Origin of the sequence: Streptococcus pseudopneumoniae, from assembly GCF_001076775.1 — a bacterium.
GTDB classification, from domain to species: Bacteria; Bacillota; Bacilli; order Lactobacillales; family Streptococcaceae; genus Streptococcus; species Streptococcus pseudopneumoniae_G.
Map to the genome: position 1 here is coordinate 53,388 of NZ_JVGV01000005.1, position 15,232 is coordinate 68,619.

The 15,232-nt window shown below is 42.6% G+C and carries 10 protein-coding genes; all 10 read right to left on the reverse strand.

The features are described from left to right. Positions 1–67: 67 nt before the first annotated feature. Positions 68–1,438: an MATE family efflux transporter gene (locus ADJ60_RS00330; protein ID WP_049542578.1), complete on the reverse strand. Its 1,371-nt coding sequence runs from the start codon at positions 1,436–1,438 to the stop codon at positions 68–70. 114 nt (positions 1,439–1,552) lie between these two features. Continuing rightward, entirely contained in the window at positions 1,553–2,719 is a 1,167-nt protein-coding gene (recA, locus tag ADJ60_RS00335) for a recombinase RecA (protein ID WP_045612321.1), read from the reverse strand. Positions 2,720–2,773: 54 nt separating this feature from the next. Beyond that, complete coding sequence (locus ADJ60_RS00340; protein WP_049542580.1) at positions 2,774–4,030, reverse strand: competence/damage-inducible protein A; 1,257 nt, start codon at positions 4,028–4,030, stop codon at positions 2,774–2,776. Positions 4,031–4,107: 77 nt separating this feature from the next. Then, a complete protein-coding gene (brpA, locus tag ADJ60_RS00345; RefSeq protein WP_049542582.1) occupies positions 4,108–5,163 on the reverse strand; it encodes a biofilm formation/cell division transcriptional regulator BrpA in 1,056 nt (351 codons plus the stop codon). A gap of 7 nt (positions 5,164–5,170) precedes the next feature. Then, a complete protein-coding gene (locus tag ADJ60_RS00350) occupies positions 5,171–5,689 on the reverse strand; it encodes a GNAT family N-acetyltransferase (protein ID WP_045612326.1) in 519 nt (172 codons plus the stop codon). Next, positions 5,679–6,122 carry a tRNA (adenosine(37)-N6)-threonylcarbamoyltransferase complex ATPase subunit type 1 TsaE gene (gene tsaE, locus ADJ60_RS00355; RefSeq protein WP_045612327.1) on the reverse strand — a complete coding sequence of 148 codons (444 nt, stop codon included), beginning with the start codon at positions 6,120–6,122 and terminating at the stop codon, positions 5,679–5,681. Before tsaE ends, ADJ60_RS00350 begins: the two co-directional genes overlap by 11 nt. 95 nt (positions 6,123–6,217) lie before the next feature. Continuing rightward, the gene (locus ADJ60_RS00360; protein ID WP_049542585.1) at positions 6,218–6,847 is read right to left on the reverse strand and encodes a hypothetical protein; all 630 of its coding nucleotides are present in this window, start codon (positions 6,845–6,847) and stop codon (positions 6,218–6,220) included. Between the two features lie 141 nt (positions 6,848–6,988). Next, positions 6,989–7,402: a nucleoside-diphosphate kinase gene (gene ndk / locus ADJ60_RS00365; protein ID WP_033680775.1), complete on the reverse strand. Its 414-nt coding sequence runs from the start codon at positions 7,400–7,402 to the stop codon at positions 6,989–6,991. 259 nt (positions 7,403–7,661) lie between these two features. Beyond that, positions 7,662–11,339: a DNA-directed RNA polymerase subunit beta' gene (gene rpoC / locus ADJ60_RS00375; protein ID WP_000228741.1), complete on the reverse strand. Its 3,678-nt coding sequence runs from the start codon at positions 11,337–11,339 to the stop codon at positions 7,662–7,664. A gap of 38 nt (positions 11,340–11,377) precedes the next feature. Beyond that, positions 11,378–14,983 carry a DNA-directed RNA polymerase subunit beta gene (rpoB, locus tag ADJ60_RS00380; RefSeq protein WP_049501825.1) on the reverse strand — a complete coding sequence of 1,202 codons (3,606 nt, stop codon included), beginning with the start codon at positions 14,981–14,983 and terminating at the stop codon, positions 11,378–11,380. Positions 14,984–15,232 lie beyond the last annotated feature (249 nt).

A 15,232-nucleotide genomic window follows, 5' to 3' on the forward strand; every position in this document is an offset into this window, starting at 1 on the left:
TTTCTTATTATAACACAAGTTTTTTTGATTTTCACTAGAGGAAATGGATTTTATCCAGCAAATCGAGCTAGGATAACACTTTTGTTGCCAAGACAGCCTTGCCTTCTTTTATCAAGGGGTGACGAAACAGTGAGAAATACAGTTGAATGGTCATGGCAACCCAGATTAGGGGTTCACAAAGGATAACTCCCTTATAGCCTGCCCAAGGGATAATCAAGACCACAAAAGCGATTTTCCCGATTAGTTCGATAAAGCTAGATACCAGAGGAAGAATTTTTTGCCCCAAGCCCTGCAAGCAATTGCGATAAATCAATAAGAGACTCAAAATAGGATAAAAAGCTGAACTGATTTGCAAGTACAGACTACCATTTTCTACCAAGCAATCATCCGTCGAACTAGCCAAGAAGGAAACCAAGGCTGGACTGGCAAAAAAGAGGAAGACACAAACAAAAACTGCCCAGGATATACTTAAACGACTGCCGATTCGAAGTCCTTGAACAATGCGGTCTGGACGCTTAGCTCCTAGATTCTGAGAAGCAAAGGTCGTCATCGAGGCAGAAATAGCGGTCATAGGAAGAAGGGCAAAGGCCATAATGCGTCGAGCTGCCGTCTGGGCACTAATAATTACGGCACCAAAGGTATTAACAGAAGACTGTAAAATCACACTGCCGATGGACACAATTGAACTCATCAAACCCATAGCCAAACCTTGCTCCAAGAGGTCAGCGTATAAGACCTTGTCCCATTTGAAATGTTTCAGCTGAGGTAGAAGTTCTGGAACACTCTTACGGATATAATAAAAGCAGAGAACCGCTGATAAGCCTTGCGAAATGATGGTAGCAAGTCCCGCGGATTGAACTCCAAGATGCAATTGTGTAATAAAATAGAGATCCAGAACCACATTAACCAGAGCAGAGAAAATCAGAAAACCAAGCGCAGCCAGACTGTCCCCAATAGATCGCAACAAACCTGCAAAGAGATTATAAGCGAAGCTAACACCGACACAGGTTACAATCATAGAAATATATTGATAGGACTGAGAGAGGATTTCAGCAGGGGTATCTAGGTACTGTAAAAGAGGATACAGACCGACAAATCCCAGCAGCATAACTACAATACTCAAAAGAGCACCTAAAATCCAGGTGGCTGCTACTGCCTCCTTGATTTTAGTGAAATTCCGAGCTCCATAATAGCGGGCAATGACAATTCCCATGCCATTGCCAACACCAAGAGTAAAACCTACAATCAGGTCAAAAATCGCTGTCGTCGCTCCTACTGCAGCCAAGGATTCTTGACCAAGAAATCGCCCAACAATCAAGACATCAGCAGTATTATAGAGCTGTTGAAAAATATTTGATAGCAAGATTGGGAAGGCGAAGCTTAAGAGCGAGGGAAGAATTGGACCATGTATCAGGTCCACTGTTCGTTTTTTATTCATAAGGCTATTATATCAGCTTTCTAGAGGAGCGACAAGAAACAGCAAACTATAGGCAATCTGAAATCTTGAACAAAGAACCGAAAAAGCAGTGGATTTCTCCACTACTTTCACAGCTTATTCTTCAATTTCGATTTCAAGCTCATCGCCTAGGTCAAGTGTAACTTCTTCATTCACAGAGTCTGCTTGAGTTGCTTCATCTTTTTTAGTTTCAACACCTTCTACAGAAGCTTCCTCTCCATCAATCAAACCAAATTGAACACGGACTTGATGGTCAATCTCATCAAAGACTTCTGGGTTATCTGCCAAGTATTTCTTAGCATTTTCAGAACCTTGCCCAATTTTCTCATCCTTGTAAGAGTACCAAGCTCCTGCTTTTTTGATGATATCCAAATCGCTTGCGATTTTCAAGAGCTCACCAGTCTTAGAAATCCCTTCTCCGTACATGATTTCAACGAAGGCTTCCTTAAATGGTGGAGCCACCTTGTTTTTCACGACCTTGATCTTGGTTTCTTTACCGACATTGGTATCTTTTTGGTCACCAGTTCCCTTGATTTGTGTGCTTCCACGAACATCCAGACGCACTGAAGCGTAGAATTTCAAAGCACGTCCACCAGGAGTTGTTTCTGGATTTCCAAACATGACCCCAACTTTTTCACGCAATTGGTTGATAAAGATGGCAATTGTTTTGGTTTTATTGATAGAAGCACCAAGTTTACGCATAGCCTGGCTCATCATACGAGCCTGCAAACCAACGTGGCTATCTCCGATATCTCCATCAATTTCTGCACGAGGTACAAGGGCAGCAACTGAGTCGACCACGACAAGATCTACAGCACCTGAGTCAATCAATTTTCCTGCAATCTCAAGACCTTGCTCTCCTGAATCTGGTTGAGACAAGAGCAATTCGTCAATGTTGACACCAAGGGCCGCAGCATAAGCTGGATCGAGGGCATGTTCCGCATCGATAAAGGCTGCAATTCCACCTTCTTTTTGCGCTTGCGCAACTGCATGAAGAGCAACCGTTGTCTTACCAGATGACTCTGGTCCGTAGATTTCGATGATACGTCCCTTAGGATAACCACCTGAACCAAGGGCAATATCAAGAGCCAAGGAACCGGAGCTCATCACTTGCACCTTTTGCTCTGCCCGTTCACCCAAACGCATGATTGAACCCTTACCAAAGTCTTTCTCAATCAATTTAAGAGCGTCATTCAAGGCTTTTTCACGTTCTGCCCCGAATTTTTTTGAAATTTCATCTAATTTTTTTGGTTTTTTCGCCATTCTATTCTCCTACATTCTAATGGTCCTCAGACCTATCTACTATTATATCAAAAGTTAGTCACTTAATAAAGCCTTGCGAACTAGGTTAAAGGCATGCATAACCGCAATGTGACGTACATCTGCCCGACTTCTGCCTCCAATATTAACCTTGATGACCTCAGTTCCTTGCTCTTGAGCCAAGCCTATAAAGACTGTCCCAGCTGGGTGCCCTTCTAGGCTATCTGGACCTGCCACTCCAGTCAAACTAAGGCCAAAATCAGACTGGGTCTTACTTCGTGCCTGCTCAGCCATCTTCTGAGCTGTAAATTCAGACACCACACCCTGTTCTTCCAAGTCCTTGACAGGAATATCCAACATCTTTGATTTTTCCTCCAGGCTATAGGTCACGAAACCACCCTTAAATATACTTGAAGCTCCTGAAAAATCTGCCACAGTAGCTTGGAAAAGCCCTGCCGTCAAACTCTCTGCAGCCGTGATAGTTTTCCCTTGTTTTTTCAGTTCTTCTACCACAATACTAGCTAAACTAGTTTCTTCCCCATAACCATAACAAAGGTCTCGTAAAGAAATTCCTTCGAAAGTCTGGCGGTCCAAGATTTGATTTTCCAAGATATCCAGCGCTTGATTCGCCTCTTCTTGGCTGCTAGCTTTTGTTGACAGACGCAGAGTAACTTCTCCTGTCTTGGCATAAGGGGCCAAGGTCGGATCTGTTTGATTATCAATCAAATCAGACAAAATCGTAACCAACTGACTTTCACCAATCCCAAAGAAACGAAGAACTCGGGAATATAGCTTACTCCCTGTCATCAACTTAGGTAGAAGTTGGTTTAAAACCATGGGTTTTAATTCACTTGGTGGACCGGGAAGGACGACATAGGTCACTCCATCGACTTCCAATATTCCCCCCACAGCCAGTCCTGTTTCGTTGGGCAGCGGAGTCGCTCCTTCTACAATTTGAGCTTGTCTTTCGTTATTCGGTGTTCGGGCATAGTCTGGTCGCTGGGCAAAAAAGACATCCAACTTCTCCTGTGCCTGAGGATCGAAGACTAATGCTTTCCCTAAGAATTTAGCCAGGGTTTGTTTGGTCAAATCGTCCTCAGTTGGCCCCAAACCGCCTGTCAAAATCAGCAGGCTGCTACGTTGACTGGCAATCTCAAGCAGGGATAAGAGACGAGCTTCATTGTCTCCTACAGCCGTCTGAAAATATACATCTACCCCAATCTCTGCTAGTTTTTCCGACAAAAACTGAGCATTGGTATTGACAATCTGTCCTGTCAAAATCTCTGTTCCAACAGCAATGATTTCTGCTTTCATGTTTCCTCCTACCTATCTATTCGTATTTTTTTGAAAAAATCGCAGGAAATTTCCCACGATTTTAACTATAAAATAGATTATTCTACATCTTCTTGATTTATTGTATTATTAATCATACCTGTTCCCAAACCGGTATTATTTCGATTTCCGAAAATATCTTCATATAAGACAGCATTTGTCTCTAACTCTGTCACCTTCGGTTTATCAAGTGAGGTTCTCAAAAGATTCTGGATTTCTAACAAATGGTTAGCAGTTACAATTTGATAAGATGTCCCTTGCAATTCGGCATCTTCTCCTCGTAATTGTTGAGTTTCAATCGTTTTAAACGAGTCCTGGTAACCTAACAAGCTTGGAATACTTTTCGCAGATAAATCAATATTAGTCTGCATATTAGTGCTTAAAGCTTTTAAGATAGACTGATAGTGACTAACGCTATTCAAACTAAGAACTTTTTCAACAACCTTTTGAATGACTTCACGCTGACGCTTCTGACGTCCGTAGTCTCCTTCTGGGTCTTGATAACGCATGCGGGAATAAACAAGCGCTTCTTCTCCATTTATTGTCTGTTCTCCAACACCAATAGAAATGGTGTTAAATTCTTCTTGGTCACTGATAGAAATTGGGAAACCTAGTGTATTATTAACCGTAATCCCCCCCACTGCATCTACCAATTGTTGCAATCCTTGCATATTAACCATAATGTAGCGATCGATATGGATATTCATCATCTTTTGAATGGTTGAAATAGCTAACTCTGCACCACCACCAGCATAGGCAGCGTTTAACTTCGCTTCCTCAATCTGGCCATCTTTATGCTGAATTTTAGTCAGGATGTCACGTTCCAAACTCAACATCATGGTTTTCTTAGTATGTGGATTCACCGTCAAGAGAATCATGGAATCACTATTTCCCTCCCAAGGGTCCGTTCGTTCCACGTTTCCAGTATCAACCCCCATCAAAAGAATCGTTAATGGTTCAGTCGCCTCAATAACATTGGTTTCTTCTCCAATTTTTTTATAGGTTTTTGATAAGGTTTGTGTACCTTGCTGATAAATAGTATAAGCAAAAACACCCACACCCAAAACCGTCACAGCTAGAAAAGCTAGCACCATTCCAATAATTTTTTTAACCATATTTCTATTAATCTATCAGCCTACCCATCAGGTAAACATCGATAAATTCCCCTTCTTCTATGTACGCACCGCGCTCTTGTCTACCTTCAATTACAAAGCCATGTTTTTGATATAGATAAACTGCAGCCTGATTACGAGTTTGGACAGTAAGTTGAAGTCGACGAAGAATGCCACTAGCCTGTGCCCATTCTATGACTTCTTCAAGTAACAAACTCCCCAGTCCATTATTCCAATACTTCTGACCAATCACAATAAAGAGATCTCCAATATGACGAACTCTCTTGCGTTGATCAGCTGTGATATTTACAAGACCAGCAATTTCATCATTCAGCAAGGCCAGTAAAGTGATTTGATTTTCCGAGTGAGCCTGTTTATCCAAAAACAACTCCATCTCAGTATCTGTCATCAAAATGCCATTCCTGTCCAGACTGGTAAAATCTGTTTCTACACTGACACGATTTAAAAATGTCACTAATTCAGCCGCATCACTAGGTTCTGCTTCTCTAATGAGCAATTCATACTCCATGTTGAAGCTCCTCTAAGAGTTTTTCTGCACGCAAACCCTTGGCTTTGAAGTTTAATCTGCGACCGTCTTCTTCTTTTAGAATTTCCAATTCTAAATAAGTATCTGGCAAGGCATCACCTAAAAGATGTCCCCACTCGATGACAGTTACCCCACCACCAAAGAGAAACTCATCCAAATCAATAGAATCCGCATCTCCCTCAATACGATAAACATCTAGGTGGTAAAGCGGAAGACGACCTTCATACTCTCTTACGATAGTATAGGTTGGACTCTTAATCATCTGGGAAATCTGTAACCCTTTAGCTAGACCTTTTGTAAAGGTCGTTTTGCCTGCTCCAAGTTCTCCAGTTAGAATTAAAACATCATTCTTTTCTAATAAATAGCCCAAACGTTCACCTAAGGACTGTAACTCTTCTTCGTTTTTAGTGTACATATTTCTATTATACCAAAAAGTTGTCCTTTGTCGAGATATTATCTGTGAATTCCATATTATAAATTGTAAAACTAGAACTATCTCTTTTTTTATTCTTAAAATAGAAACAGCAAGAAGACAACTAACAAGATATCTCTCATCAAATGACTGTAAAATGAAACTTCCCAGCGAATGACTTTTGGCACCAATAGTCCTAGAAATAGCATTCCCAAGGTAATATAAAAGGTCATGGATAATAGCATCCAAGGATTTCTGAGAAAGATTAGAATAGCTAGTCCACTAATAAAACACATTTCCTTCTTTCCCAAAATCTTTTTCAATCCATTTACATACTTCTGAATTGGTAGAAAAACTAACAAATCAATACCAAATAAGAAAAAGAAACTCGGAAGAAAGGCTTCCACAAATCCTTCTACGGATGTATTTCCTACAAGGATATGTTCTATGACAATTAAAGCTAAACCCAAAATGTTTACTAAGAGTAACAAAGTATACAAGAGTTGTTTCTTATCTGCTCTAAAAACTGAATAAGATTGATTTCGCTGTCCACTATAGTAGTTTAGCCCTGCACCAATACTGGCAAGGAGCAACATGCCAACTAAATAATAGAAGCAGTTTTGATTTAACATCAAGGCCCAAGTCGATAAACTTAAACAAGAACAGCTACTAAGACCAAAAAACGTCAGCAATAACAAAACACGAATTTGCTTTTTCATTTTTTCCATCATTCTTCCTCCCTACTTGCTCTTATTATAGGCTAGAAATTCTTACCATTGCTAAAATATTTCTCAACTGTCAGTTTTCTACTCTAAAATGCAAAAAAGTTTGATGCAAGTATCCCTTACATCAAACTTTTATTATTTCTCTTAAAACCAAAGAGCAATTTCTCGCTTAGCTGACTCTTCTGAATCTGAACCATGTACAACATTTTGGATAACCTCATTTTCTCCAGCAGCTTTTGCAAAATCACCTCGAATCGTTCCTGGTAAAGCTTCTTCTGGACGAGTTGCTCCCATCATAGTCCGCCAAGTTTCGATTACTTTGGGACCAGAAATGATGCCCACAAGAACTGGTCCTGAAGTCATGAATTCACGAATCGGTGGGTAAAAACTTTGGCCAACCAAGTCCTGATAGTGCTGGTCAATCAACTCTTCTGAAACCTTTGTACGCAACTCCAATTTTTCGATTGTCAATCCACGTTGTTCGATGCGTTTCAACACCTCACCCACTAATCCTCTTTTTACACCGTCTGGTTTAATGATAAAAAATGTTTGTTCCATACTTGTCTCCTTTGTCAGCTTCTTTCTTTTATACTCTTCGAAAATCTCTTCAAACCACGTCAACGTCGCCTTGCCGTATATATGTGACTGACTTCGTCAGTTCTATCTACAACCTCAAAGCAGTGCTTTGAGCAACCTGCGGCTAGTTTCCTAGTTTGCTTTTTGATTTTCATTGAGTATTATTTTACCACATTTCATGGAAAAATGGAGAAAGTTTTCAGAAAAGAGAAAGAGAACCCGAGGGCTCTCTCATTCTCTTTTATTCTACTGTTTCTTCCACAGTTTCAACGGCAGTATCCACAACTACTTCTGTTGTTTCTTCATTTCCTTCTTCCTCTACTGGAGGATTAAGGTATTCTTCTTCGTTGACAGCATGTGGTTCAAGGTTACGGTAGCGAGCCATACCAGTACCTGCTGGGATGATCTTACCGATGATAACATTTTCTTTAAGTCCAAGGAGATGGTCTTTCTTACCACGGATAGCTGCGTCAGTAAGGACACGAGTTGTTTCCTGGAAGGAAGCCGCTGACAAGAAACTGTTGGTTTCAAGTGAGGCTTTGGTAATTCCCATAAGAACTGGTCGACCAGTCGCTGGAACTCCACCTGCGATAAGGACATCTTTGTTGGCATCTGTAAAGTCATTGATATCCATAAGGGTACCCATGAGAAGATCTGTGTCACCTGGATCCATGACACGGACTTTACGGATCATTTGACGAACCATTACCTCAATGTGTTTGTCACCGATTTCTACCCCTTGGCTACGGTAAACTTTTTGTACTTCACCAAGAAGATAAGTTTCAACTGACAAGACATCACGGACTGCAAGGAGACGTTTTGGTTGGATAGAACCTTCTGTAAGAGCAGCACCACGCGCTACTTGGTCTCCAACTTCGACACGCATACGAGCTGTAAATGGAACGACATATTCCCCTTCGCCAGTTTCACCCTTAACAAAGACTTTCTTAGTACGAGTTGATGCATCCTCTTCGATAGCGGTAACTTGTCCTTTAACCTCTGTGATAACCGCTTCCCCTTTAGGATTGCGGGCTTCAAAGATTTCTTGGACACGAGGAAGACCCTGAGTGATATCGGTATTTGAGGCAACCCCACCCGTGTGGAAGGTACGCATTGTAAGCTGTGTACCAGGTTCCCCGATAGATTGGGCAGCGATTGTACCGACTGCTTCACCAACTTCAACCGCATCACCAGTCGCCAAATTGATACCATAACAGTGACGGCAGACACCATGACGAGTGTTACATGTAAATACGGAACGGATAGTGACTTCTTCCACACCAGCATTGACAATTTCACGCGCCTTGTCTTCTGTAATCAACTCATTTGGACCAATGATAACTGCACCAGTTTCTGGATGTTTAACAGTTTTCTTAGTGTAACGACCGTTGAGACGTTCTTCAAGAGACTCGATCATCTCTTTTCCTTCTGCGATAGAGCGAATCAAGAGACCGCGGTCAGTTCCACAGTCGTCCTCACGGATGATAACGTCTTGGGCAACGTCAACCAAACGACGAGTCAAGTAACCTGAGTCGGCTGTCTTAAGGGCCGTATCGGTCATACCTTTACGCGCACCGTGAGTTGAGAAGAACATTTCCAATACCGACAAACCTTCGCGGAAGTTTGAAAGGATTGGCAATTCCATGATACGTCCGTTCGGAGCAGCCATCAGACCACGCATGCCGGCAAGCTGTGAGAAGTTTGATATGTTACCACGGGCTCCAGAGTCCATCATCATAACGATTGGGTTCTTAGGATCTTGGTTGGCAATCAAACGTTTCTCAAGTTTTTCACGGGCAGCACGCCATTCGGCTGTAACAGCATTGTAACGCTCGTCGTCTGTGATCATACCACGACGGAATTGTTTGGTGATTTGTTCTACACGTTTGTGTGATTCTTCAATGATTTCAGCCTTGTCATCAACGACTGGGATATCGGCGATACCCACTGTCAATCCTGCAAGAGTTGAGTGGTGGTAACCGAGGTTCTTCATACGGTCAAGTAGGGCAGAAGTTTCTGTCGTACGGAAACGTTTGAAGATTTCAGCGATGATATTTCCAAGGTTTTTCTTCTTGAATGGGGGGTTGAGTTCAAGTTTGCTGATTGCTTCCTTGATATCTCCACCAAGTGGCAAGAAGTATTTAGCTGGAACGCCTTCTGTCAAGTTGGCATTGTTTGGTTCTTGCAAGTATGGTAGACCCTCTGGCATGATGTCGTTGAAAAGGATTTTACCAACTGTTGTAAGCAAGACCTTGTGTTTTTGTTCTTCTGTCCAAGGTTTGTTGAGGCTGTCTGTTGCGATACCAACACGTGAGTGGAGGTGAACATAACCATTACGGTAAGCCATAACCGCTTCGTCACGGTCTTTGAAGACCATTCCTTCACCTTCACGACCAGCTTCTTCCATTGTCAAGTAGTAGTTACCCAAAACCATGTCCTGAGATGGAGTAACAACTGGTTTACCATCTTTCGGGTTCAAGATGTGCTCAGCAGCTAGCATCAAGATACGAGCTTCTGCTTGGGCTTCTTCTGAAAGCGGTACGTGGATGGCCATTTGGTCCCCGTCAAAGTCGGCATTGTAGGCTTCACAGACAAGCGGGTGCAAGCGAAGGGCCTTACCATCAATTAAGACTGGCTCGAAGGCTTGGATACCTAAACGGTGAAGGGTCGGTGCGCGGTTCAAAAGCACTGGGTGTTCTTTGATCACTTCTTCAAGGATATCCCAGATGCGTTCGTCTCCACGTTCCACCAAGCGTTTAGCAGCTTTAACGTTTTGCACGATATCACGTGCAACGATTTCACGCATCACGAATGGCTTAAAGAGCTCGATCGCCATTTCACGTGGCACACCACATTGGTACATCTTAAGCGTTGGACCAACGGCGATAACGGAACGTCCTGAGAAGTCAACACGTTTACCGAGCAAGTTTTGACGGAAGCGTCCTTGTTTACCTTTAAGCATGTGGCTCAATGATTTCAGTGGACGGCTACCTGGTCCTGTGATTGGACGACCACGACGACCATTGTCAATCAAAGCGTCAACCGCTTCTTGAAGCATACGCTTCTCATTTTGAACGATGATACCTGGTGCATTCAACTCAAGCAAACGAGCCAAACGATTGTTACGGTTGATAACACGGCGGTAAAGGTCATTCAAGTCAGATGAGGCAAAACGGCCACCATCCAACTGCAACATTGGACGAAGATCTGGTGGAATAACCGGAAGAATGTTGAGAATCATCCATTCAGGTTTGTTACCAGACTTATAAAAGGCATCCAAAACATCCAAACGACGGATAGCTTTGACACGTTTTTGTCCAGTAGCTGTTTTCAACTCTTCTTTGAGTTCAGCAATTTCTTTTTCAAGATCTACTTGTTTCAAAAGGTCTTGGATGGCTTCGGCACCCATCTTGGCAACGAATGATCCATAACCATACTCACGCAAACGCTCACGGTATTCGCGCTCTGTCATGATAGACTTGTGCTCAAGTGGTGTATCCTTAGGATCAATCACCACATAAGCCGCAAAGTAGATAACTTCCTCGAGGGCACGAGGGCTCATATCAAGGGTCAAGCCCATACGGCTTGGAATCCCCTTGAAGTACCAGATGTGAGATACAGGAGCTTTCAACTCAATGTGCCCCATACGCTCACGACGAACTTTTGTACGCGTTACTTCAACCCCACAACGGTCACAAACAATTCCTCTGTAACGAATGCGTTTGTACTTACCACAAGCACATTCCCAGTCTTTTGTAGGACCAAAGATAACTTCATCAAAGAGCCCTTCACGTTCTGGTTTTAAGGTACGGTAATTGATTGTTTCAGGTTTTTTGACTTCTCCATAAGACCATGAACGGACTTTACTTGGAGAAGCTAGGGTGATTTGCATACTTTTAAAACGATTTACATCAACCACTATTTCTTCCCTTTCTATTCTAAGTGAACTGCTTTTTCTTACTCAGCAGCTTCTTCTGTTGCTTCCGCTTTTGTTGCTTTCTCAGCTTCTTCAGCTTCAAAGGCTGCTTTAGCCTCTTGTGCTGCTTTTTCGCGGGCTTTTTCAAGGTCATCTACGTGGATGACATCTTCGTCCATTCCTTCATCCAAGTCGCGAAGTTCCACTTCTTGGTCATCTTCGTCAAGGACACGCATGTCAAGACCAAGAGATTGCAATTCTTTGACAAGAACTCGGAAGGATTCTGGAACACCTGGTTTTGGAATTGGTTTTCCTTTTGTAATGGCTTCATAAGCTTTCAAACGTCCGTTGATATCGTCAGACTTGTAAGTCAAGATTTCTTGAAGAACATTTGACGCACCGTAGGCTTCAAGAGCCCAAACCTCCATCTCACCGAAACGTTGTCCACCAAACTGAGCTTTACCTCCAAGTGGTTGTTGAGTAACGGTTGAGTAAGGTCCGACTGAACGCGCGTGCAATTTATCATCAACCATGTGGTGGAGTTTGATCATGTACATGACACCAACTGACACACGGTTATCAAATGGTTCACCAGTACGTCCATCGTAAAGGATGGTTTTAGCATCACTATCCATACCAGCTTCTTTAACAGTTGACCAAAGGTCTTCAGAACTTGCTCCGTCAAAGACTGGTGTTGCGATGTGAATACCAAGAGTACGAGCAGCCATACCAAGGTGAAGCTCCATAACCTGACCGATATTCATACGTGATGGCACCCCAAGTGGGTTCAACATGATATCGACTGGAGTTCCGTCTGGAAGGTAAGGCATGTCTTCTACAGGAACGATACGAGAGACAACCCCTTTATTTCCGTGACGTCCGGCCATCTTATCTCCGACCTTGATCTTACGTTTTTGAGCGATGTAGACGCGAACCAGCATATTAACACCTGATTGTAATTCATCTCCATTTGCACGTGTAAAGATCTTAACATCACGAACGACACCATCGGCACCGTGTGGTACACGAAGAGAAGTATCACGCACTTCGCGAGATTTATCTCCGAAGATAGCGTGCAAGAGACGTTCTTCAGCTGAAAGGTCTTTCTCACCCTTAGGTGTTACTTTACCTACAAGGATATCACCTTCTTTAACCTCAGCACCGATACGGATAATACCCATTTCGTCAAGGTCTTTAAGGGCATCTTCACCAACGTTTGGAATTTCACGAGTGATTTCTTCAGGCCCAAGCTTTGTATCGCGTGTTTCTGATTCGTATTCTTCAAGGTGAACAGATGTGTAGACATCGTCTTTCACCAAGCGTTCGCTCATGATAACAGCATCCTCGAAGTTGTAACCTTCCCAAGTCATGTAGGCAACGATTGGGTTTTGTCCAAGCGCCATTTCTCCATTTTCCATAGAAGGTCCGTCAGCAATGAAATCGCCTTTTTCAACGACATCACCAACTTTAACAAGCGTACGTTGGTTGTAGGCAGTACCTGAGTTTGAACGACGGAATTTTTGGATGTGGTAAACGTCCAATGAACCATCTTCACGACGAACTTCTACCTTGTCAGCATCTGCATAGGTAACTTTACCGTCATACTGAGCAATCACGGCAGCTCCTGAATCGTGGGCTGCTTGGTATTCCATACCAGTACCAACGTAAGGTGCTTTAGGATTAATTAACGGCACAGCCTGACGTTGCATGTTGGCTCCCATAAGGGCACGGTTGGAGTCATCGTTTTCCAAGAAAGGAATACATGCTGTCGCAACGGCAACTACCTGTTTTGGTGATACGTCCATGTAGTCAACAACATTAGCTGGATACTCTTGGTTGACCCCTTGGTGACGTCCCATGACAACTTTCTCAGCAAATGTTCCATCTTCATTCAGACGAGAATTAGCCTGTGCTACAGTAAACTCATCTTCTTCATCAGCTGTCAACCAAACGATTTCGTTCGTAACAACACCTGTTTCACGGTCAACTTTACGGTATGGTGTTTGAACAAAACCATATTTGTTCAAGTGTCCGTAAGATGACAAGTTATTGATCAAACCGATGTTAGGTCCTTCAGGTGTCTCGATTGGACACATACGGCCGTAGTGAGTGTAGTGCACGTCACGTACTTCATATCCAGCGCGGTCACGTGTCAAACCACCAGGTCCCAAGGCTGACAAACGGCGTTTGTGAGACAACTCAGAAAGAGGGTTGTGTTGGTCCATGAACTGTGACAACTGTGATGAACCAAAGAATTCTTTAACCGCAGCTGTTACAGGACGAATATTGATAATTTGTTGTGGTGTCAAGACTTCGTTATCTTGAACAGACATACGTTCACGGACATTACGTTCCATACGAGAAAGTCCAAGGCGTACTTGGTTGGCAAGCAATTCACCAACCGCACGGATACGACGGTTTCCAAGGTGGTCGATATCATCTACACGGCCAAGTCCTTCAGCCAAGTTGAGGAAGTAGCTCATCTCAGCAAGGATATCTGCAGGAGTGACGATACGAACCTTGTCATCTGGATTAGCATTACCAATAATAGTTACAACACGGTCTGGATCAGTTGGAGCAACAACCTTGAATTTTTGAAGAACAACTGGCTCAGTCACAACGGCTGCATCATTTGGAATGTAGACAATCTTGTTCAAGTCGCCATCCAAATGGCTTTCAATACTTTCAATCACGCTACGAGTCATGACTGTTCCAGCTTCTACCAAGATTTCGCCTGTTTCAGGGTCTACCAATGGCTCAGCAATAGTTTGGTTAAGCAAACGTGTTTTAACATTGAGTTTTTTATTGATTTTGTAACGACCGACAGCTGCCAAGTCATAACGACGTGGGTCAAAGAAACGAGCTACAAGCAAGCTACGTGAGCTTTCAGCAGTCTTAGGCTCACCTGGACGAAGGCGTTCGTAAATTTCTTTCAAGGCTTCGTCTGTACGAGAGTCCATTGGATTCTTGTGGATATCTTTTTCAACAGTATTACGAACCAATTCGCTATCACCAAAGATATCAAAGATTTCATCATCACCTGAGAAACCAAGAGCACGAACCAAGGTCGTAAATGGAATCTTACGAGTACGGTCGATACGAGTGTAGGCGATATCTTTTGAGTCACTTTCAAGTTCCAACCAAGCTCCACGGTTAGGGATAACAGTTGAACCGTAGCCCACTTTACCGTTTTTATCAACTTTATCGTTAAAGTAAACACCTGGTGAGCGGACCAACTGAGATACGATGATACGTTCACCACCATTGATGATGAAAGTACCCATTTCAGTCATGATTGGGAAATCACCAAAGAAAACTTCTTGGGTTTTGATTTCGCCTGTTTCTTTATTGATCAAGCGGAAGGTTACAAAAATTGGTGCTGAGTAGCTAGCATCGTGAATACGAGCTTCTTCTAGCGTATATTTTGGTTCCTTGATTTCATATCCAACAAATTCCAACTCCATTGTGTCTGTGAAGTTTGAAATTGGCAATACATCTTCAAACACTTCCTTAAGACCATGGTCTAGGAAATCTTTGAATGAGTCAGTTTGAATTTCAATCAAATTTGGTAAGTCAAGAACTTCTTTGATTCTTGAAAAACTACGACGGGTACGATGTTTCCCGTATTGAACGTCATGTCCTGCCAAGATGATTCTCCTTTGTAAATAAGTTCCAAGCCTTGTCAATCAGGCTTTTCTAATCGTCATATGGTTTTTAAAACCCCTATCACCGTGTCCTTTTGATGAATTTTCAGAATCTTTAAGTCTTTGTTACAAACACGCGAAATCCTGAAAAAAAGCACAAAAAGAGCAGCTAAATCTGACTTCTTCAGAAGATTTAACTGCTGTGAGCCTTGTCTGGACAATATTTCAGACAAAACCTACGACAAATGATTA

Coding starts and splice junctions, on each gene's coding strand:
- ADJ60_RS00340 (WP_049542580.1), bottom strand. CDS start 4,030: ATGAAAGCAGAAATCATTGCTGTTGGAACAGAGATTTTGACAGGACAG.
- recA (WP_045612321.1), bottom strand. CDS start 2,719: ATGGCGAAAAAACCAAAAAAATTAGATGAAATTTCAAAAAAATTCGGG.
- ADJ60_RS00360 (WP_049542585.1), bottom strand. CDS start 6,847: ATGGAAAAAATGAAAAAGCAAATTCGTGTTTTGTTATTGCTGACGTTT.
- ADJ60_RS00330 (WP_049542578.1), bottom strand. CDS start 1,438: ATGAATAAAAAACGAACAGTGGACCTGATACATGGTCCAATTCTTCCC.
- ADJ60_RS00350 (WP_045612326.1), bottom strand. CDS start 5,689: ATGGAGTATGAATTGCTCATTAGAGAAGCAGAACCTAGTGATGCGGCT.
- tsaE (WP_045612327.1), bottom strand. CDS start 6,122: ATGTACACTAAAAACGAAGAAGAGTTACAGTCCTTAGGTGAACGTTTG.
- ndk (WP_033680775.1), bottom strand. CDS start 7,402: ATGGAACAAACATTTTTTATCATTAAACCAGACGGTGTAAAAAGAGGA.
- brpA (WP_049542582.1), bottom strand. CDS start 5,163: ATGGTTAAAAAAATTATTGGAATGGTGCTAGCTTTTCTAGCTGTGACG.